This window comes from Microbacterium sp. CH1, assembly GCF_001595495.1.
In the GTDB taxonomy this organism is placed as follows: Bacteria; Actinomycetota; Actinomycetes; order Actinomycetales; family Microbacteriaceae; genus Microbacterium.
On the sequence record NZ_LOSO01000018.1, the window covers coordinates 468,937 to 487,022 of the forward strand.

Below are 18,086 nucleotides of genomic sequence, written 5' to 3' on the forward strand. Positions count from 1 at the left end.
GATGACGGATGACTCGCTTCCCACGGAGGCGCTGCTCGATGGGCGCTACCACCTCCGGGAGTGCGTCGGGCAGGGCGGGATGGCCCGCGTGTACCGCGCGGAGGATTCGCTGCTCGGGCGCACGGTCGCCATCAAGATGCTCCGCGCGGAGACCGAACAGGGCGCCGCCTCCGAACGCGCCCGCGGCGAGATGACCGTGCTCGCCTCCCTCAACCACCCCGCGCTGGTCACGCTGTATGACGCGCAACTGCATCCGGGTCGAGCCGAATACCTGGTCATGGAGTTCGTCGACGGCCCGACCCTCGCCGAGCGGATCGCCCAGGGGCCGCTGCCCTCGGACGAGGTGGCGGCGCTCGCGGCCGATCTGGCGGAGGCCCTCCATGTCGTGCACGGCGCGGGGATCGTCCACCGCGACATCAAGCCCTCCAATGTGCTGCTCACCGGGCGCTCCCTCGCCGGGAGCCGGTCGGGCGCCAAGCTCGCCGACTTCGGGATCTCGGTGCTCGTGGACGCGGCCCGGCTGACGTCGCCCGGAACCGTGATCGGTACCGCGGCATACCTGGCGCCGGAGCAGTTGAACGGCGCGGCGCCGGCGCCTGCCGCCGACATCTATGCGCTGGGCCTGGTCCTGCGCGAAGCGCTCACGGGAGAGCGCGCCTTCGCGGAGGCCGAGGGGATCGGTGCCACCCTGGCCCGCTTGATCGATCCCCCCGCGATCCCGGAATCCGTGGGTCCGGCGTGGTCCGCGCTGCTGCAGCGGATGACCGCGACGGATCCGGAGGACCGGCCGAGCGCCGCCGGCGTCTTCGCGGCGGTCTCCGCGCTCGCGCACGACCCGTCGATTCCGCCGCGACCGCCGGTGCCGGCCCCGATCGCCGCCGCAGCGTTCGCGGAGCAGGAGCCGGCCGGTCCGTCTGCTTCGACACGAACCCTCGTGCTGCCCACTCCTTCGTCTCCCGAGGGGATGCTCCGCGCCCGGACTCCTCGAGTGCAGCGGGCCCGGCGACGCCGCGGATTCTTGACCGGAGCCGTGGCGGTCGCGGGCGCCCTCACCGTCGCCGGAACGCTCTGGGCGGCGGGAGCGCTCAACCCGACTCCCGCGGTGACCCCTGTGGACACCGAGCCGACCCCGCGCTCGTCGTCCACGCCGACGGTCGTCGTGCCCGTGACCGTGCCGGAAGAGGCGGATGAGCCGGTGACCCCGGTCGAGGCCCCGGCCCCGGCCCCGGCACCGGAACCGGTGCCCCGCGGGCAGGACGGCGAGAAGGTCGACAAGGCGCAGGAAGCCGCGGAGAAGGCCGCGCAGAAGGCGGCTGACGAGCAGCGGAAGGCGGAGGAGCGCGCCGAGAAGGAAGCGGAGAAGGCCCAGGAGCGCGCCGAGAAGGCGAAAGAGGAGGACCCCGACCTCGAGGACTGAGTCCCCGGGGCCGCGCCCTCGCGTTCGGCAGCCGGTGTCAGGCGGTGAGATCCGCCAGCTGCCGGGAGGCGGTGCTCGACTCGGTCGGCTCCGGCACCAGATACAGACCGTTCGGCGTGTTCGCGGTGTACGCCAGCGCGTCCACCCACCGCCGGTTGATCGCCGGAGGCCTGCTGCCGAAGAACTTGAACACGATGTTCGAGTGCGCGTGCACCCAGACCGTCGTCCGGCCGCCGCCGACGGAGGCGTCTTCCTTCCACGAGAACGGCATCGGTTCGCCTCGCCGGAGCTACGTCGTCATGACGAGCTGGACATGTGTGAGAGCGCGGTCCTCGATCTCGATCTTCGGACCACCCTCATAGATGAACTTGCCCATTCGATGGATCCTTCGTTCCATCTCCACAGGAACCCGTTGCCAAGAGGCGCAACCATACTGATCGCTGGTGGGGATGTCTCCACGCTCTCACCGATCCGGGCTCTGCACCACCCCACCTTCGTCCAGTCGGCCGAGGCGGAGGTCGCCGCTCTCAGATGCGGCGGGGGCCGGGGCCGCTCTCGCCGAGGGCATCCTCGGGGTTCAGCAGGCGGCAGGCCTTGAGGGACAGGCAGCCACAGCCGATGCAGCCCGCGAGCTCGCGCTGCAGATGCTCGAGCTGGGTGCGCCGCTCTTCGAGCTCGGCGCGCCAGCGCTTGGCCACGCGGCGCCAATCGCCATGCGAAGGCGGCGCGTCCACGGGCAGGGTCTGGAAGAGCTCCTGCACCTCGCTGAGCGGGATGCCGATGCGCTTGGCCACGACGATGATCGAGATCCGTCGCAGCATGTGGCGGCGATAGCGTCGCTGATTGCCGGGCGTGCGCGTCGACGCGATGAGGCCGAGCTGCTCGTAGAAGTGCAGCGCGGAGGGCGCGACGCCCGTGCGTCGGGTGACCTCCCCGATCGGGAGGAGATCGTCCGGTTCCATCAGCCGCCTTCCGTGGACCTCAACAATAGTTGAGGAACGGGCGGAACGGTCAGCGCGAGGTCGGCGGAAGCTTGTCGACGCCGTGGCGGTTCGGCTTGTCCGGCTCGGCCGCGGTCTCCGGCGTCACGTCCGGCCGATCGGTGGGTGTGCCGGACGTCGGATAGTGCGGCTCGTCGATCTCGACCGCCTTGTCCCGTTCGTCCGCCGGCGGGAGGTGGTCCAGGGGCTGTTTGATGTCATCGGGGTGGTGGCTCATGACCCCAGGGTCCGCGCTCTCCGGGGTGGTGCCCAGGGGGTTGTCATCCGGCGTGGGCTGTGGTCCGTGGTGGGCGCTACGGTGAACGGACACGACCACGGAGGGTTCCCCATGGCAGCTGTCGTCGCCGGACTCGATCACGTCCAGCTTCCCGTTTCCGATCTCGCGGCGTCCATCGCGTGGTAAGAGCGCCTGCTCGGCTTCCGGGTGCTCACCGACTACGGCACGAGCGCCATGCTGCGCGCCGGGGCGGTCCCGACCTCATGCTCTGGGAGGCGCCGGGGCACGCGCCGATGAAGCTGACGGTGTCGGGGGAGGAGCGACCGCTCTTCTTCCTGCGGACGACCGAGATCCACGCCCTCGCGGAACGGTGCGCGGCCGAGGGCGTCGACGTCGTGAGTTTCGATGACGGCGGCTTCGCCCTGTTCTTGAAGTTCTTCGACCCGGACAGGAACTTCCTCGGGCTCATCCAGCACGCGTCCTGACGAGGCGGCGGTCCGGTCGGCGGGCTCGGCATCCCTGTCGGCGTCCGTCGCGTTGGGCTATCGTCGGGGCACGGCTCGGCGGGGGCGGGGCTGCGAGGAGGAGCGTATGGAGCACGTCGACACGATCGTGGTCGGGGCCGGAGTCGCGGGGCTGACGGCCGCGCGGCTGCTGCGGGACGCGGGGCGGACGGTGGTGGTGCTCGAAGCTCGGGACCGGATCGGCGGACGGGTGCACACGGACCGCTCGGACGGCGCCCTCGATCTGGGCGCCTCCTGGATCCACGGCATCGACGGCAGCCCCGTGGCCGCCGCCGCAGAGGCGTTCGGCATGCGGACCGTGGAGTTCACCGTCGGCGGTTTCCAGGTGGACAGTCGGCCGATCGCCTATCACGGGCCCGACGGGCGCCCTCTCTCCGCAGAGGAAGCGCGCGCCTTCGCAGCGGATGTCCACGCGGTGGACGCGGCGCTGCCGGACGTCATCTCCGCCTCCGCTCCTGACGCGTCCTACCGAGACGTCACGGAGGAAGCCCTCGCGCGCCAGGGGTGGGACGACGACCGTACGCAGCGGGTGCGGGAGTACCTGGAGCATCGCGCCGAGGAGCAGTACGGGGCGTGGATCGAGGATCTCGCCGCGCACGGCCTCGATGACGACGCGATCGACGGTGACGAGGTCGTCTTCCCCGATGGGTACGGCGTGCTCGCGGAGCGGCTCGCCGAGGGTCTCGACATCCGGCTGGCGCACGTCGTCACCCGTATCGACTGGAGCGAGGACGGCGTCTGGGCCCGGACCTCGGCCGGCGACTTCTCCGGCGAGACGGTCGTGGTGACCGTCCCTGTTGGCGTGCTGCAGGCCGGAACCATGGAGATCGTCCCGCCCCTGCCGGCCGTCAACGCCGACGCCCTGGGGCGGCTGCGCATGAACGCCTTCGAGAAGCTCTTCCTGCGGTTTCCGACGCGGTTCTGGGAGGACGGGGTGTACGCCCTCCGGCAGCAGGGCCCCGAGTCGCGGTGGTGGCACTCCTGGTACGACCTCACCGCGCTGCACGACGAGCCGCTCCTGCTCACCTTCGCCGCCGGGCCCGCGGCGCTCGCGACGCGCGACTGGACGGACGAGCAGGTGCAGGAATCGATCATGACGCAGCTTCGCCGGTTGTACGGCGGAGAGGTCCCCGAGCCGATCGGGCTCCACCGCACGGCCTGGCAGGATGATCCGTTCGCCCACGGCTCGTACGCCTACATGACCGTGGGGTCGACCACCGCGGATCACGACGACCTCGCCACCCCTGTCGGCGGCGTGCTCCACCTCGCGGGCGAAGCGACCTGGACCGACGATCCTGCGACCGTGCCCGCGGCCCTGTTCTCCGGGCACCGCGCCGCAGAACGCATCCTCGGACACGCGGTGCCGATCGAGCGGCTCTGGGTGGCGGAGTGACGTCGCGGCGGCGGCAGTGTGGTCGTCGCCGGACGCCCGGTCAACCCCCTGCGCCCGGCGCGACCGGCGCGCGTACGGTCGTCTGACCGAACAGAGGAGGAGAGCAATGAGCGACCCCCAGAACACGCAGGGCACGCCCGGCGCCGAGGAGGAAGCCGACACGGCCTCCGGCGGCGCTCCCGACGACAGCGGCGAGAGCACCGACGACGTGCTCGAGCGCGAGACGACGGACGACGAGGGCAAGCCCCTCGAGAACCCGTCCGGCGGCTGACCGCCGTACCGCCCGAGGGTCAGCCGCGCCCCAGGTGGCGCGGCTACTCTCGGGTCATGCGCCGCATCGCCCTTATCCCTCTGCTGCTCACCGCCGGTCTCCTCGCCGGGTGTGCCCAGGTCACCCAGGCCGCGGGAGACGCGTTCGGCGTCCCGGTCGCGGAGACCTGTGCCACGATCGACGATGCCTACGCGCAGTACCAGGACCTGCTCGCCCAGGGTGACGTGTCCGCGGAGCAACTCGATGCCGCCCGCGACGACCTCGTCGCCACCCTCGACGGCGTCGCGGATGGAATGGACGGGCAGCTCGGCGACCTCATCCGCTCCGGCGCCGATCAGCTCGGCGGCATGACCGACCTTCAGGCCCCGGAGACCGTCGAGGCGATCGAGCGCCTCCACGACGGACTCTCCTCCTTCTGCGGCTGAGCCGATTCCCGCGGTCGCGTCGCCACGTACCACTGCCGGAGCAGCAGCACGATGAGCAGCACGTCGACGGCGTCGCCGGCGTAGAACATCAGCTCCGCCCCGATCCGCGCGTCCCCGACGTCGACGCCGGCGGGCGGGTGGGCCCACAGCCACTTGGCGAGGATCGAGTGCGCGGCGATGAAGACGATGAGGACGGCCGCCCGTACGGTGACGGAGGCTCGATGCGGATCGGGATCGAGGCCGAGGATGCTCGCGGTGAACAGATACCCCGTCAGCAGGACGTGCAGGTGCACCGCAGCATGCAGCCACGGTGAGGCGTGCATGAGGGGGAACAGCGGCGTGGCGTAAAGGAGCCACAACCCGCCGATGTTGAGGGCGCCGGCGACCACCGGATGCGTGAGCACCCGGATCGGGGCGCTGCGCAGCACCCGGGAGAGCGCGCGGGCCTCGGCGACGGGAAGGGCGCGGAGGGCCAGGGAGACCGGACGCCCGAGCACGAGGAGGAGGGGGGCCAGCATGCCCACGAGAACGTGGCCGGCCATGTGCACCGGGAAGCTGCTGTGGGCCAGGGCGGCGAACGGTCCGACGGTGCCGACCGCGGCGCACAGCAGACCGCTCATCCAGGCGGCCGTCCGCGGTCGAGGCCAGGGGCTGCGGTCGCGGGTCCGCCGCAGCGCGACCAGGTACAGCACGGCGGCGCCGAGGAGGAGGGCGAGAGCGAGGAACGGGAGGACGTCGACGCCCCCGCCCGTCGCGTCCGCACCGAGGCCCGGAAGCCGCGGTGCATCGTCGTGGCCGTCGTGCCCGTCGTGCACGGCTGTCACCCTCTCGGGGCGGGTCGGGTCCGCCACACCGTGAGGACTCCGGCAGCCAGCAGCACGACGGCCGAGACGATCCAGACGGTGTCGTAGAGAACGAGATCGACGCCATAGCGGATCTGGTGGATCCGGAGGAGCTTGTGATCGACGACGCCGTCGAAGAGCTGGAAGAACCCGACCCCGGCGATCACCGCGCCTGTCCAGCGCGTCCAGCGCACGGGGCCACGGCGGCGGACATCGGCGAGGAGGAAGGCGCCGAGGATCGTGAGGAACCAGCCGAACGCATGGAAGAAGCCGTCGGAGACAAGGGCGACGTCGGAGGTCGACAGATCGTAGAAGTGGTGCCAGTGCAGCACGAGGTGGAAGACGAAGAGGTCGATCATTGAGGCGGCGACCCCGCACCCGAACAGGAAGCCGGACAGCAGCAGGCGCCGGTCGAGGCGGGAGGGGGCAGCGGTGGTCATGGGGTCAGGGTCGTCCGGTCCGTCCGCTGCGGCGACGTCCTTGACCGCATCCCGCGGGTGCGGTACGAGTCGATAGTTGCGAAACAGCAACTATCGGCGTATGGTTGATCTCGATCAACTTTCTATGCAGGAGCATTCCCCCGTGACACACACCTCATCCTCTTCCGAGACCGCGCGCTCGGCCCGCGAGGTCTTCACCGCGATCTCCGGCCTTATCGTCGGCATGTTCGTCGCCGTGCTCTCCGGCACGGTCGTCTCGACCTCGATGCCCGTCATCATCGCCGACCTCGGCGGCACCCAGTCGCAGTACACCTGGGTCATCACCGCGAGCCTTCTCGCCACCGCCGTCTCGACCCCGATCTGGGGCAAGCTCGCCGATCTCGTCGACCGCAAGGTCCTCATCCAGATCTCGCTCATCCTCTTCACGGTCGGCACCGTCATCGCCGGCTTCTCGACCGACACGAACATGCTCATCGCGGTCCGCGTCGTGCAGGGCATCGGCGTCGGCGGCCTCATGTCGCTCGTCATGATCGCCGTGGCCCTCATCATCTCCCCGCGCGAGCGTGGCAAGTACATGGGTGTCGTCGGCGGCATCATGGCCCTCGGCACGATCGGCGGCCCGCTGCTCGGCGGCGTCATCACCGACGCCTGGGGCTGGCGCGCCAACTTCTTCGTCGGCGTCCCGTTCGCGATCGTCGCGCTCGTCCTGCTGCAGTTCACCCTGCACCTGCCCAAGCCGCTGCGGGGCACCAAGGTGTCCATCGATTACTTCGGCATCGTCCTGCTCGCCGTCGGCGTCTCGACCCTGCTGATCTGGGTCTCCATGGGCGGCAACCAGTTCGACTGGGACTCGGGGACCAGCATCGCCCTCGCCGTCACCGCGGGCGTCGCCATCGCCGCCTTCGTCGCCGTGGAGTTCTTCGTCAAGGAACCCATCGTCCCGATGTCGCTGTTCCGCAACCGCACCTTCACGCTGTCGGTCATCGCCTCGATCGCGATCGGCGTCTCGATGTTCGCGACCTCGGTCTTCCTCGCGCAGTACTTCCAGCTGGCCCGTGGCGCCACGCCGACCGAGTCGGGCCTGATGACCATCCCCATGATCATCGGTCAGATGGGCGCGTCGATCATCATCGGACAGCTCGTCAGCCGCTTCGGCAAGTGGAAGGGCTGGATGGTCACCGGCTCGATCCTCGCCACCATCGGTGTGAGCCTGATGGCCACCCTGCGCTACGACACCCCGTTCACCCTGGTGGCCGTGTACATGTTCGTCCTCGGCGCCGGCCTCGGCATGGTCATGCAGAACCTCACTCTGATCGTGCAGAACGACACCGCACCGCAGCAGCTGGGTGCCGCCTCGTCGAACGTCAACTTCTTCCGCACGATCGCCGGCACCATCGGCGTGACCGTCATGGGATCGCTGCTGTCGACCAGCGTGGCCGACTTCATGAAGGACGGCCTGAAGGGCTTCGTCCCGACCACGCCCGACGAGATCAGCGCCCTGGAGCGCCTGGGCTCCGGAGACGTGCCGAAGGTGGGCGAGCTGCCCGACACGATCCGCACGATCGTCGAGAGCGCCTACGGGCACGGCATCGCGGACGCGTTCATCCTCGCCATCCCGCTGGCCGTGATCGCGATCATCGCGATCGCGTTCATCAAGAACAAGCCGCTGTCCACCAAGAACGCCGCGGAGCAGCTGCGCGAGCAGGCCGAGGAGTCCGTCATCGAGGTCTCCGAGGCCGAGGTCGGGGCCCACCTCTCGACGGGGACGATCCGCACCGGGCAGGCCGGACCGGCGACCACCACGGGGTCGGTGAGCGTGCTCGAGCGCGACGATCGGAAGCAGGAGCGCTGACATGATCGCGTCCGAGGCGGTCGGCACCCCCGACGTCGACACCGCCCTCAGCGACCTCCAGGCGCATCTCAACCTCATCTTCGCGCGGACCCGGTCGCTGTGGAAGGAATCGGCGTCCCGGGTCCACCCGGAGCTGCAGGTGGCGGGGTACAAGCTGCTCACGTTCATCGACCGGGCGGGCTCGGCCAGCGCGCACGAGCTCGCCGAGCGCTTCGAGATGGACAAGTCCGTCGTCAGTCGCCAGGTGCGGATGCTGGAGGACCTCGGGCTGATCGCCTCCGTGCCGGACGAGCGTGACGGCCGGCTCCGGGTGCTCACCGCGACGCCCGCCGCGTGCACCGCACTCACCGAGGTCCGGCGAGAGTACGGCACCCGGCTCCGCGCCGTGATCGACGAGCTCACGCCCGCCGAGATCGACGCCGCGTCCAAGGTGTTCCGGCTCCTCGCCGAGGTCTGAACCGGGCCCCGCGACCGCCTGCGGTCGCGGGGCTTCGCCGTACACTGGCGATATGAGCGCCTCGTCCGACGATCCCGCTGACGACGCTCCCCTCGACGATCTCGACCAGGCGGTCGCCCGCGTCGAGCACGAGCTCGGCCGTCTGTTCGCCCGCATCCGCGTCGGGTGGCGCGAGGCTGCCGCCACCGTGCATCCGGACCTCCAGCCGCTCGGGTACCAGGTGCTGACCTCGATCCTCGCCGGACGGGCGACCTCGGCGGGGGCTCTCATCGAGCGCCTGCAGACGGACAAATCCGCCGTGAGCCGGCAGGTGCGTCAGCTCGAGCAGCTCGGGCTCGTCGAGAGCATCCCCGATCCCGAGGACCGCCGCGCCCGGGTGCTGGTGGCGACCCCGTTGGCCGAGGAGCGCGTCGCTCTCGCCCGCTCCCGGTATGAGGGGCGCATCGGCGAGCGCCTGCGCGGCTGGACGGCCGCCGACCTCGACCACTTCGCGAACCTCCTCGCCGATCTGGGCGGTTGATACACCGGGACACCTGGTCGATTCACGGGAATACAGCGGCCGGCCGTGTCCTTGGTCCCTCTGTGACTCTCTACGACTCCGCCGACTTCGGCTCGCTGCACCTGTCCAACCGCGTCGTCATGGCGCCGCTCACCCGCACGCGTGCGGACGCCGACGGCGTGCCGACCGCGATCATCGAGGAGTACTACCGTCAGCGCGCGGGGCAGGGGCTCATCATCTCCGAGGGCGTGTGGCCCGTCCTCGAGGGCAAGTCGTACCCCGGGCAGCCGGGGATCGTGACCCCCGCCCAGATCGACGGATGGCGACGCGTGGCCGACGCCGTGCACGCCGAGGGCGGCACCATCGTCATGCAGCTCATGCACGGCGGTCGGGTGGGCCACCCGGAGATCTCCGGTGAGCCCCGCGTCGTCGCCCCGAGCGCCTTGGCGGCACCCGGCCAGACGCGGACGCCCCAGGGCAAGGCCGACCTGCCGGTCGCGCACGCCCTCACCCTCGACGAGATCCCGGTGGTCGTCGAGCAGTTCGTCCAGGCCGCGCGGAACGCGATCGCGGCCGGCTTCGACGGCGTCGAGGTGCACGGCGCCAACGGCTACCTCGTCCACGAGTTCCTGTCTCCCGTGTCCAACGTCCGCGACGACCAGTACGGCGGCGCGCCGGAGAACCGCGCGCGCTTCGCGATCGAGGTGACCACGGCGGTCGCCGCCGCCGTGGGTGCCGATCGGACCGGCATCCGGCTCTCTCCGGCCCACGGCATCCAGGGCGTCATCGAGGACGACGTGGCCGACGTCCTCGCGACCTACACCGCGCTCGCCGCAGGGCTCGCTCCTCTGGGGCTGGCCTTCGTCGATGTGCTGCACCCCGAGCCCGCCGGAGAGCTCGTCCAGGCCATCCGCCGGGCCGCGGGCGCGCCGCTTATCGTCAACACCGGCTTCGGCGTCGAGACCACCCGTGCCGCGGCAGAGGAGCTGGTGTCCGAGGACTGGGCGGACGCGGTCGCGGCCGGGCGTCCCGTCATCGCCAACCCCGACCTGGTGGAGCGCTGGCGGACCGGGGCCGAGTTGAACGAACCCCGCGCCGAGCTGTTCTACGGTTCGACCGCCGAGGGGTACATCGACTACCCGTCCCTGGAGGTCGCGCGCGCCGGCGAGTGATGCGGAGCGCCCGCTGTCACACGACGATGTCGTCGGCCGTGTGCAGCGGGCGCCATGCGGTCTCGCGGATCCCGCGTCGGGGGAGGACGTCGGCGTCGGGCAGCGGGCCGAGGTCGACTCCGGTGAGGGTGGCGACCTCGGCGACGGGCACCTGGAAGGTGCGGAAGGCTCCGAGCGACGCGACGGCGAGGGCGCCCTCCCGGGTGTCGACGAGCTCGGTCTGGTCGAGGAGGAACGCGGCGGCGGCGAGTCGGCCCTCGGAGCTCCAGGCCGCGATCTTCCAGAACCGGAGGGGGATGCGGATGCCGCGGTACGGCGGGTCGGTGTCGGCGAGCACCGGGGCGGTGAAGACGGACAGGCGCTGTGCGGTCGTCTCGGCATACGCGAGCACGTGGTCCTCCAGCCCGAGCCAGAGGTCTTTCGACTGGTTAAAGACGGCCGCCTGCGGCGCCGCGTTGGGGTAGGTGAAGGTGGCTTCCATGGCCGCGCGGGCGTCGGCGCGCTCGCCCCAGCCCGGATCGCGGCGGCGCACCAGATGCCCGCGGTCGAGATCGTTCCCCGCATAGACCGCCGGACCCGCCTGCTCCTCCGCCGGCACCCGCGGGTCAAGACGCCACTCGCCCGTCCGGGGGAGATCCCGCAGGCGGGCGCCGTCGATGGTGACGGCCGTCACCGCGGCGAGCCGCCGCTCCGGGTCCAGCAGCACCGTGAACCGCGGCGCCGGCAGGGTGCGCACCGCCATCGGGGGCACGGGGAGCGGGAGCGGGATGCCGAGGAACCCGGGGTCGTAGCCGTCCGTCATGACCCCATCGTGCCCTGCCCCGCCGACACCGCCGCGCTTTCCCGGCTGTCGCGTGCCGACTACGTTCGAGGATCAGGGCGAGATGGAGTTCGCGGGGAGGGCGTCGATGCAGGTCTTCGAAGGGTTCTATGCGACCGTCCGTGTCGAAGACGTCCTCGGCGGGCGCCGAGTGGTGAAGGCCTTCCATCGCCCGGGGACCGCAGCGCGGGAGGCGGTGGCCCTCGCCGCGCTCGGCCGGATGACGCCGCCATGGATCGCTGTGCCGAAGCTGATCGCGCTGCAGCGTGAGGGCGACCGCGAGGTCATGGTGCAGACCTATGTGCCGGGAGTGCCCCTCGCCGAGGCCACGCCGGAACCGTCGTCCGCGGCGGCGCACGCTCTCGCCGAGCAGGTCGTGGACGTCGTGACCCACTGGCATGCGCAGGAGGGGGCCGCGTTCGAGGACCTTCGCGGCGGCACCCATGCCGACTTCCTCGCCAGCTACTCCGCGGATGTCCGTGACCTCGGTTCCTGGCTCGAGGAGGCGGATCACATCGACCCAGGACTCCGGGAGCGTATCCGTGGGACGGCACGCGCGGTGCCCGACCTCCTCCGCCCGCTCGCCGATGACCCTCCCGTCTTCATCCACGACGACTGCCACGCCGGCAACTTCCTCGTCGATCCGGAGGCGTTCGTGTTGACGGGAGTGATCGATCCCGGTGCTGCGCGGTACTCGCACCGCGAGCTGGACCTGTTCCACCTCGCCGACGCGGCCGAGGGGCTCAGGCTCTGGGAGCGCGCGGTGGCCCGTCGTCCACTCGCCCGCGGGGCCTCAGCGCGGCGTGGCCTCTTCCGGATCTGGGACGACGTCAAGCATGCGCGCGCGACCGGCTGGTGGGACGACGAATGGTTCCTTCGGCGCGTCGGCGCGTTCGAGCGGCTCTGATCGCAAGCGCTGAGGGTTCCGGCGACTGCTCACGGCGATGATCTCTCCGCTTGTCCGGAATACCATACCCCCCTAGGGTATTAACACGAAAGGCGCCGTTCGGCGCCTCCTCCCGACGGAAATGGAGCACGACGTGTCATCGTCAACGAGAAGTCCCGCGCGCTGGTGGGGGCTGACCCTCATCGCCCTGGCGCAGTTCATGGTCATCATGGACGCATCCATCATCGGCGTGGCGCTGCCGCGGATGCAGGAGGATCTCGGGTTCACCCCGAATACCCTCTCCTGGGTCTTCAACGCCTATGTGATCGCCCTCGGTGGCCTGCTGCTCCTGGGCGGGCGCTTGTCCGACCTGTTCGGGCCGCGACGTATGTTCGCGACCGGGTGGGTCATCCTCGCAGCCGGGTCCCTGGTGGCCGGGTTCGCCGGCGACGTCGTCACCGAACTCGTCGGCCGTGTGCTGCAGGGCGCCGGTTCCGCCCTCATCGCGCCTGCCGCGCTCACGCTGCTGATGATGCTGTTCGGGCAGAACCCGCGCGAGCTCACGAAGGCGATGGCGTTCTACGGGGCGGCGGCCCCGGCGGGTGGCACCGCGGGCGTGTTCCTCGGCGGCGTCATCACCGAGTTCGCCTCCTGGCCGTGGGTGTTCTTCATCAACGTCCCCATCGCGGTGCTGGTCCTCGCCCTGATGTGGCGTGCGCTTCCCGGTGGCACGCTCGGCGCGAAGGGCTCCGTCGACGTCCTCGGGGCCCTCACCGTGACCCTCGGGCTCGCCGCGCTGGTCTACGGCATCGTGCGCGCCGAGGTCGTCGGGTGGGCGGCCGCTGAGACCTGGATCGCCATCGGCGCCGGTGTCGTCCTGCTCGTACTCTTCCTGATCATCCAGCGTGTGAAGCGGGAACCCCTCATGCGCCTGTCGATCTTCCGGTCGCCGAATCTCGGTGCGGCGAACCTCGCGCAGGTGCTGCTCGGCGCCGCATGGATCCCGATGTGGTTCTTCCTCAACCTCTACCTGCAGCAGGTGCTCGGATTCAGCGCCTTCCCCGCCGGGGCGGCCCTGTTGCCGATGACCGCTCTCATCATGCTCGGGATGATCGTGCTGGCTCCGCGGGTGATCGCCGCGTTCGGGCCGAAGATGCCCATCGTCCTGGGTCTGGTCGTACTCGCCGCCGGCCTCGGCTGGATGGCCTTCATCCGCCCGGACGGGAACTACTGGGTCGATGCCTTCGGGCCGTCGCTGGTCGTCGCCTTCGGGCAGGCGCTCGCGTTCATCCCGTCCCTGCAGGTGGCCATCTCGGCTGCACCGCCGGAGGAGGGCGGCCTCGCCTCGGGCATCGTCAACACGAGCTATCAGGTCGGTTCGGCGATCGGCCTCGCAGCGGTGTCGGCGGTCGCCGCAGGTTTCGGTGCGAGCCACCTGGGCGACGCCGCGGCCCTCACCTCCGGATACTCCGCGGCGTTCGTCGCGGCCGGGGGGATCGCCCTGGTCGGAGCCCTGCTCGTCGCGGTGCTCTTCCGCACCCGCCGACCCGACCGGACGGTGGAGACGATCTCCACCCGCACGCTGTGAACACCGCGGAACCGGAACTGCCGCGCCGAACGAAGGAGACCACCATGTCCATTCCGAGAGTCCTGATCGCCTACGACGGATCCCCGAACTCCCGCACGGCCGTGGAGGCCGCTGCGACCCTCTTCCCGGGTGCGGAGGCCGTGATCTTCTTCGCCCGGCAGCCGATGGAGGGCTTCGCGGCGCACCTTCAGGGGCACCCGGTGCTCGAGAGATTGGAGGGCGTGGATGCGGCGCTCCTCGACGCGTCTGAGCAGGTCGCGGCTGCAGGAGCGGAACTCGCCCGCGCGCTCGGCCTCCGCGCCGAACCGCTGGTGTCGTCCAGCGTCGTCTCCGCGTCGGAGGCGATCATCGCCGCCGCGGAGGAACGCGACAGCACGCTCATCGTCCTCGGCTCGCGGGGACGACGGGGACTCGCCGCGACGGTTCTCGGCAGCACCTCCGCGAACGTCCTCCACCACGCCACGAGGCCCACGCTGGTCATCCCCTCCGACGCCGTCGCCGCGGCTCGTTCCGCCACTCCGAGGGACTGACTCCCGGTGCCCTTCGTCTCGGCGGACTTCTCCGTGAAGCCGCCGGACGGAGGGCACTCAGGCGGACCCGTTGTCCTCCGCGCGCCGTGCCGCGGCCTCCCGCACGCGGCGGCGGATGCGCAGCGCGATGAACACCAGGAGCAGCAGGATGAGCAGGCCGACGACCACGTCGGAGATCACGCCGCTCCACTGCTCGAGGATCGGCCGGATGGCGGGGCCGAACGCGAACCCGAGGCCGATCCAGATGCCGTTCCAGACGGCCGACCCGGCCAGGGTGTACAGCGTGAACTTCCACAGCGCCATGCGTTCGATGCCGGCGGGGATCGAGATGAAGGAGCGCACGAGAGGAACGCAGCGGCCGAACAGCACCGCGCCGCCGCCCCAGCGGGCGAAGAACGCCTCCGCCTTGTCGAAGTCGTCGTGGTCGAGGAGGGGGATGCGTCCGACGATGCGTCGGGTGCGGTCCCGGCCGACCGCCGCGCCGAGCCCGTACCAGATCCACGCGCCGACGAGCCCTCCGAGGGTGGCCGCGGCCCAGGCGCCCCAGGCGTTCATCCGGCCGTCGTAGGCGAGGAAACCCGCCGCGGGCAGGATCGCCTCGGACGGGATCGGGGGGACGAACGTCTCGATGAGCACCGCGAGGCCGACACCGACCTCGCCGAGGGTCTCGATGAGGCTGAGCACCCAGCCGATGAATCCGTCGTAGCCGGGGGTGGAAGCGGCGAGGGGCAGGGTGCCGGGGGTCATCGTGTCCTCTGTCGGGGGATCGCGGTGATCGTGGAGAGCGGGTCCGTCGGAGCAGACATCGCCTCTGCACGGTATCGCGCTTCCCTGGACTCCGCCTGCGTGCGCAGGGAGCGGGAGGAGTCGGCGTTGTCAAGGCGCTCGCCGCCGTCCGACGGTACGGAGATCATGGAACCCCATCGACCGAGGAGGCAGTATGACCGATCCGCGCCAGGACGAGACGACCGGGTTCCAGGGGGAGCCCCCGACCGCCAACAACGGAGAAGGCGACGCCCCGGAGGTCGACGTGACCGATCTGGAGCCGGAGGAGATCGAGGACGGCGTGGAGGTCGACGACCGTCCCTGATCGGTGGGGGAGGTTTTGACATAGGTCAAAATCTCCCCTACCGTCGAGTCATGGGCACGGCGGAGAGCAGAGACGGCGAGACCGATGCGATCAGCGGTGTCACCGCCGCCGAGATCTCCGAGAGCGTGCGTGACCTCGTCGAACGGGGGACCCTCGTCGCCGGCGACCGCCTCCCTCCTGTCCGCACGCTCGCACAGCGCCTCGGCGTCAATCGCAACACCGTGCTCGCGGCCTATCGATCCCTCGTGACGGCGCGCATCGCGACCACCGGCGGGCGCACCGGCACGACGGTGCTCGGACCGGCTGCCACGCCGGATGAGGGCTTCACGCCCGGAACGGCCCTGCGCGACATCGCCAGTGGGAACCCCCAGGCGACCTTCCTTCCCGATCTCGCCTCGGCGCTCGCGACGGTGCATCCCCGGTCCGTCCTCTACGGCGAGTCGGTGATCGACGCCGAACTCGCCGAATGGGCGACGCGCTGGATCGCAGAGGACCAGCCGCGCCCCTTCCGGCTTTCGGTCACCGCGGGCGCCGTCGACGCCGTGGAGCGGCTGCTCGCCCAGACGCTCGTGCACGGCGACCGGGTGGGCCTCGAAGACCCCTGCTTCCTCTCCAGCATCCAGACCGCGCGGCTGGCCGGGTACGCGCCCGTCGCCATCCCGGTCGACGACGAGGGGCTGACCGTGGAGGGAGTGCGCGAGGCTCTGGAGGCCGGCGTGCGCGCGATCGTCTGCACGCCCCGTGCACACAACCCCACCGGGGTCAGCACCAGCGCCGCCCGCGCTGCGGAGCTGCAGGAGGTGCTCGCGCCCCATCCGCATGTCCTCCTGATCGAGGATGATCACTTCTCCCTGCTCGCCCCCACGCCCTACGCGAGCATCATCGGCCCGGCGCACGAACGCTGGGCCCTCGTGCGGTCGGTGTCGAAGTTCCTCGGGCCGGACATGCGCCTGGCGGTGACGGCCTCGGACCCGGTCACGGCGGAGCGGCTCGCCCTCCGGCTCAGCCCCGGGACGATGTGGGTGAGCCATGTCATGCAGCAGCTCGCCGCGGCCATGCTCCGTGACGAGGAGGTCCATCGGCTGATCGCGACGGCGGGCGCCCGCTACGCCGCTCGCAACCGGTCCTTCGTGGCGCTCCTCGCCGCCCGCGGAGTGGAGGCCTCCGGGGAGAGCGGCCTGAACGTGTGGGTCGACGTCCGCGAGGAGGCCGCCGTGGTCGCGGATCGACTGGCGCGCCGCGGTTGGCTCGTCCGTCCGGGCTCCGAGTTCACTCTGGAGGACGAATCCGCCGGGGGGCGCCAGGTGCGGGTGACCGTGCACGAGCTCGACGATGCGGAGCTGCGTCGCCTGGCCGACGATGTCGCCGCAGCTGCCGGCCCGGTCTCGACCGAGGAGGGCGCGTGACGCAGGGCGAAACAGCGGGTGTCTTCCGGGTCGGGCGGTCGTCGCGACTGGACGGCGTGCTCTACGACCTGCGCGGTCCGGTGGCGGAGCGGGCGGCAGAGCTGGAAGCCCGCGGCGAGCAGATCCTCCGCCTGAACATCGGCAATCCCGCCCCGTTCGGCTTCGAGGCGCCGCCGGTCATCGTGGAGGCGCTGCGAGCGGCGCTTCCCCGTGCCCACGGCTACTCCGAGTCCCCCGGTCTGCCGGAGACGCGCGAGGCGATTTGCGCGCACTATGCGCGCCGTCCCGGATTCCCGGCCCTGGGGATCGACGCGGTGACCGTCGGCAACGGGGTGTCCGAGCTCGTGGGCCTCACCCTGCAGGCGCTCCTGGAACCGGGGGACGAGGTGCTCATCCCGAGCCCCGACTATCCGCTGTGGACGGCATCGACCGTCCTCGCCGGAGGAGAGCCGGTCCACTACCCCTGCGTCGAGGAGGCCGGCTGGCGTCCCGATCTCGAGGCCATGGCTGCGGCGATCGGACCGCGCACGGTGGCCATCGTCATCATCAACCCGAACAACCCGACCGGGGCGGTGTACGACCGCGCGACGCTGGAGGGCATCGCCGACCTCGCCCGTCGTCACGGACTCCTCCTGCTCTCGGACGAGATCTACGACCGCGTCGTGTACCCCGGCTTCACGCACCTCTCTACGGCGCAGGTCGCGCCCGATGTGCCATGTGTGACCTTCGCGGGACTCTCGAAGACGCACCGCGTCGCCGGATATCGGGCGGCCTGGGCGCTGACGACCGGGTTCGCGGCAGACGACGCCTTCCTCTCCGGGGTGCGGCTGCTCGCCTCGATGCGGATGTGCGCGTCCGTACCGGCGCAGCATGCGATCACGGCGGCGCTGGAGCACGACACGTCGCTCGACGCCCTCGTCGCGGAGGAGGGGCGTCTGACGGTTCAGCGCGACGCGGCGACGGCGGCGCTGCGGGAGATCCCCGGTGTCGCGGTGCAGGAGGCCGGTGGCGGACTCTACCTCTTCCCGCGGCTCGACCCGGAGGTCTACGGCATCCAGGACGACGAGCGCCTGGTGCTCGACCTCCTCGATGCGGAACGCATCCTCCTGGTGCACGGGCGGGCTTTCAACGGCACGGACTCCGACCACGTGCGCGTCGCCTTCCTGCCCGAGACCGACGTCCTCGTCGACGCCGTGCAGCGCTTCGGCAGGTTCCTGCAGGGGTACTCACCGCCCCGGGACTGACGACGCCCGAAC

The 18,086-nt window shown here is 70.9% G+C and carries 22 protein-coding genes; 15 read left to right on the forward strand and 7 right to left on the reverse strand.

What is annotated here, in order from left to right; translation table 11 throughout:
- Nucleotide 1 precedes the first annotated feature (1 nt).
- Nucleotides 2-1,417: a serine/threonine-protein kinase gene (locus tag AUV07_RS13405; RefSeq protein ID WP_062636799.1), complete on the forward strand. Its 1,416-nt coding sequence runs from the start codon at nt 2-4 to the stop codon at nt 1,415-1,417.
- Between the two features lie 37 nt (nt 1,418-1,454).
- On the opposite strand, the gene AUV07_RS13410 is transcribed toward AUV07_RS13405, so the two are convergent.
- From AUV07_RS13410 to AUV07_RS13420, 3 genes are all read right to left on the reverse strand, one after another.
- On the reverse strand, nt 1,455-1,688 hold the full coding sequence (locus AUV07_RS13410; RefSeq protein WP_331709282.1) for a DUF7882 family protein: 234 nt from the start codon (nt 1,686-1,688) through the stop codon (nt 1,455-1,457).
- A 256-nt stretch (nt 1,689-1,944) separates the two neighbouring features.
- The gene (gene soxR, locus AUV07_RS13415; protein WP_025102542.1) at nt 1,945-2,379 is read right to left on the reverse strand and encodes a redox-sensitive transcriptional activator SoxR; all 435 of its coding nucleotides are present in this window, start codon (nt 2,377-2,379) and stop codon (nt 1,945-1,947) included.
- A 49-nt stretch (nt 2,380-2,428) separates the two neighbouring features.
- Nucleotides 2,429-2,635: a hypothetical protein gene (locus AUV07_RS13420; protein WP_062636800.1), complete on the reverse strand. Its 207-nt coding sequence runs from the start codon at nt 2,633-2,635 to the stop codon at nt 2,429-2,431.
- 293 nt (nt 2,636-2,928) lie between these two features.
- Between AUV07_RS13420 and AUV07_RS13425 the strand changes: the two genes are divergently transcribed.
- The 4 genes from AUV07_RS13425 to AUV07_RS13435 all read left to right on the forward strand — a co-directional run bounded on the left by AUV07_RS13425 (nt 2,929) and on the right by AUV07_RS13435 (nt 5,248).
- Nucleotides 2,929-3,120 (forward strand): hypothetical protein, encoded by a 192-nt coding sequence (locus AUV07_RS13425; protein ID WP_157524073.1) that lies wholly within the window; start codon nt 2,929-2,931, stop codon nt 3,118-3,120.
- A 106-nt stretch (nt 3,121-3,226) separates the two neighbouring features.
- Complete coding sequence (locus AUV07_RS13430; protein WP_062636802.1) at nt 3,227-4,552, forward strand: flavin monoamine oxidase family protein; 1,326 nt, start codon at nt 3,227-3,229, stop codon at nt 4,550-4,552.
- A gap of 106 nt (nt 4,553-4,658) precedes the next feature.
- Nucleotides 4,659-4,823, forward strand: a complete 165-nt coding sequence (locus AUV07_RS17830; protein WP_180964564.1) for a hypothetical protein — start codon at nt 4,659-4,661, stop codon at nt 4,821-4,823.
- Nucleotides 4,824-4,879: 56 nt separating this feature from the next.
- Nucleotides 4,880-5,248, forward strand: a complete 369-nt coding sequence (locus tag AUV07_RS13435; RefSeq protein ID WP_062636804.1) for a hypothetical protein — start codon at nt 4,880-4,882, stop codon at nt 5,246-5,248.
- On the opposite strand, the gene AUV07_RS13440 is transcribed toward AUV07_RS13435, so the two are convergent.
- Together AUV07_RS13440 and AUV07_RS13445 are read right to left on the reverse strand one after the other, a co-directional pair.
- Nucleotides 5,182-6,063 carry a cytochrome c oxidase assembly protein gene (locus tag AUV07_RS13440; protein WP_082802969.1) on the reverse strand — a complete coding sequence of 294 codons (882 nt, stop codon included), beginning with the start codon at nt 6,061-6,063 and terminating at the stop codon, nt 5,182-5,184. The genes AUV07_RS13435 and AUV07_RS13440 overlap by 67 nt on opposite strands.
- Before the next feature lie 5 nt (nt 6,064-6,068).
- Nucleotides 6,069-6,530 carry a DUF2243 domain-containing protein gene (locus tag AUV07_RS13445; protein WP_062636806.1) on the reverse strand — a complete coding sequence of 154 codons (462 nt, stop codon included), beginning with the start codon at nt 6,528-6,530 and terminating at the stop codon, nt 6,069-6,071.
- A gap of 124 nt (nt 6,531-6,654) precedes the next feature.
- Here AUV07_RS13445 and AUV07_RS13450 point away from each other — a divergent pair, with 124 nt between their 5' ends.
- The 4 genes from AUV07_RS13450 (at nt 6,655) to AUV07_RS13465 (ending at nt 10,510) form a co-directional block, all read left to right on the forward strand.
- On the forward strand, nt 6,655-8,382 hold the full coding sequence (locus AUV07_RS13450) for an MDR family MFS transporter (protein ID WP_062636807.1): 1,728 nt from the start codon (nt 6,655-6,657) through the stop codon (nt 8,380-8,382).
- A 1-nt stretch (nt 8,383) separates the two neighbouring features.
- The gene (locus AUV07_RS13455; RefSeq protein WP_025102534.1) at nt 8,384-8,839 is read left to right on the forward strand and encodes a MarR family winged helix-turn-helix transcriptional regulator; all 456 of its coding nucleotides are present in this window, start codon (nt 8,384-8,386) and stop codon (nt 8,837-8,839) included.
- Nucleotides 8,840-8,891: 52 nt separating this feature from the next.
- Entirely contained in the window at nt 8,892-9,359 is a 468-nt protein-coding gene (locus AUV07_RS13460) for a MarR family winged helix-turn-helix transcriptional regulator (RefSeq protein WP_062636809.1), read from the forward strand.
- A 62-nt stretch (nt 9,360-9,421) separates the two neighbouring features.
- The gene (locus AUV07_RS13465) at nt 9,422-10,510 is read left to right on the forward strand and encodes an alkene reductase (RefSeq protein WP_062636811.1); all 1,089 of its coding nucleotides are present in this window, start codon (nt 9,422-9,424) and stop codon (nt 10,508-10,510) included.
- 16 nt (nt 10,511-10,526) lie between these two features.
- Here AUV07_RS13465 and AUV07_RS13470 read toward each other — a convergent pair whose 3' ends face one another.
- Entirely contained in the window at nt 10,527-11,312 is a 786-nt protein-coding gene (locus tag AUV07_RS13470) for a DNA/RNA non-specific endonuclease (RefSeq protein WP_062636813.1), read from the reverse strand.
- A gap of 52 nt (nt 11,313-11,364) precedes the next feature.
- On the opposite strand from AUV07_RS13470, the gene AUV07_RS13475 reads away from it, so the two are divergent.
- The 3 genes from AUV07_RS13475 (at nt 11,365) to AUV07_RS13485 (ending at nt 14,334) form a co-directional block, all read left to right on the forward strand.
- Nucleotides 11,365-12,237: a phosphotransferase gene (locus AUV07_RS13475; protein ID WP_180964565.1), complete on the forward strand. Its 873-nt coding sequence runs from the start codon at nt 11,365-11,367 to the stop codon at nt 12,235-12,237.
- A gap of 133 nt (nt 12,238-12,370) precedes the next feature.
- Nucleotides 12,371-13,804: an MFS transporter gene (locus AUV07_RS13480; protein ID WP_062636927.1), complete on the forward strand. Its 1,434-nt coding sequence runs from the start codon at nt 12,371-12,373 to the stop codon at nt 13,802-13,804.
- A 44-nt stretch (nt 13,805-13,848) separates the two neighbouring features.
- Nucleotides 13,849-14,334, forward strand: coding sequence for a universal stress protein (locus AUV07_RS13485; RefSeq protein ID WP_062636929.1), 486 nt, complete (start codon nt 13,849-13,851; stop codon nt 14,332-14,334).
- Nucleotides 14,335-14,391: 57 nt separating this feature from the next.
- On the opposite strand, the gene AUV07_RS13490 is transcribed toward AUV07_RS13485, so the two are convergent.
- The gene (locus AUV07_RS13490; protein ID WP_062636817.1) at nt 14,392-15,081 is read right to left on the reverse strand and encodes a DedA family protein; all 690 of its coding nucleotides are present in this window, start codon (nt 15,079-15,081) and stop codon (nt 14,392-14,394) included.
- A gap of 193 nt (nt 15,082-15,274) precedes the next feature.
- Here AUV07_RS13490 and AUV07_RS17660 point away from each other — a divergent pair, with 193 nt between their 5' ends.
- The 3 genes from AUV07_RS17660 to AUV07_RS13500 are packed head-to-tail and all read left to right on the forward strand — an operon-like array spanning nt 15,275 to nt 18,074.
- Nucleotides 15,275-15,424: a hypothetical protein gene (locus AUV07_RS17660; protein WP_153245002.1), complete on the forward strand. Its 150-nt coding sequence runs from the start codon at nt 15,275-15,277 to the stop codon at nt 15,422-15,424.
- A 50-nt stretch (nt 15,425-15,474) separates the two neighbouring features.
- Nucleotides 15,475-16,830 carry an aminotransferase class I/II-fold pyridoxal phosphate-dependent enzyme gene (locus AUV07_RS13495; RefSeq protein WP_062636819.1) on the forward strand — a complete coding sequence of 452 codons (1,356 nt, stop codon included), beginning with the start codon at nt 15,475-15,477 and terminating at the stop codon, nt 16,828-16,830.
- Nucleotides 16,827-18,074, forward strand: coding sequence for an aminotransferase class I/II-fold pyridoxal phosphate-dependent enzyme (locus tag AUV07_RS13500; protein ID WP_062636821.1), 1,248 nt, complete (start codon nt 16,827-16,829; stop codon nt 18,072-18,074). The genes AUV07_RS13495 and AUV07_RS13500 overlap by 4 nt, the downstream gene beginning before the upstream one ends.
- The last annotated feature ends 12 nt before the right edge of the window (nt 18,075-18,086 follow it).

Coding starts and splice junctions, on each gene's coding strand:
- AUV07_RS13470 (WP_062636813.1), bottom strand. CDS start 11,312: ATGACGGACGGCTACGACCCCGGGTTCCTCGGCATCCCGCTCCCGCTC.
- AUV07_RS13495 (WP_062636819.1), top strand. CDS start 15,475: ATGGGCACGGCGGAGAGCAGAGACGGCGAGACCGATGCGATCAGCGGT.
- soxR (WP_025102542.1), bottom strand. CDS start 2,379: ATGGAACCGGACGATCTCCTCCCGATCGGGGAGGTCACCCGACGCACG.
- AUV07_RS17660 (WP_153245002.1), top strand. CDS start 15,275: ATGACCGATCCGCGCCAGGACGAGACGACCGGGTTCCAGGGGGAGCCC.
- AUV07_RS13430 (WP_062636802.1), top strand. CDS start 3,227: ATGGAGCACGTCGACACGATCGTGGTCGGGGCCGGAGTCGCGGGGCTG.
- AUV07_RS13455 (WP_025102534.1), top strand. CDS start 8,384: ATGATCGCGTCCGAGGCGGTCGGCACCCCCGACGTCGACACCGCCCTC.
- AUV07_RS13445 (WP_062636806.1), bottom strand. CDS start 6,530: ATGACCACCGCTGCCCCCTCCCGCCTCGACCGGCGCCTGCTGCTGTCC.
- AUV07_RS13460 (WP_062636809.1), top strand. CDS start 8,892: ATGAGCGCCTCGTCCGACGATCCCGCTGACGACGCTCCCCTCGACGAT.
- AUV07_RS13410 (WP_331709282.1), bottom strand. CDS start 1,688: ATGCCGTTCTCGTGGAAGGAAGACGCCTCCGTCGGCGGCGGCCGGACG.
- AUV07_RS13490 (WP_062636817.1), bottom strand. CDS start 15,081: ATGACCCCCGGCACCCTGCCCCTCGCCGCTTCCACCCCCGGCTACGAC.
- AUV07_RS13405 (WP_062636799.1), top strand. CDS start 2: ATGACGGATGACTCGCTTCCCACGGAGGCGCTGCTCGATGGGCGCTAC.
- AUV07_RS13485 (WP_062636929.1), top strand. CDS start 13,849: ATGTCCATTCCGAGAGTCCTGATCGCCTACGACGGATCCCCGAACTCC.
- AUV07_RS13450 (WP_062636807.1), top strand. CDS start 6,655: ATGCAGGAGCATTCCCCCGTGACACACACCTCATCCTCTTCCGAGACC.
- AUV07_RS13435 (WP_062636804.1), top strand. CDS start 4,880: ATGCGCCGCATCGCCCTTATCCCTCTGCTGCTCACCGCCGGTCTCCTC.
- AUV07_RS13420 (WP_062636800.1), bottom strand. CDS start 2,635: ATGAGCCACCACCCCGATGACATCAAACAGCCCCTGGACCACCTCCCG.
- AUV07_RS13425 (WP_157524073.1), top strand. CDS start 2,929: ATGAAGCTGACGGTGTCGGGGGAGGAGCGACCGCTCTTCTTCCTGCGG.
- AUV07_RS17830 (WP_180964564.1), top strand. CDS start 4,659: ATGAGCGACCCCCAGAACACGCAGGGCACGCCCGGCGCCGAGGAGGAA.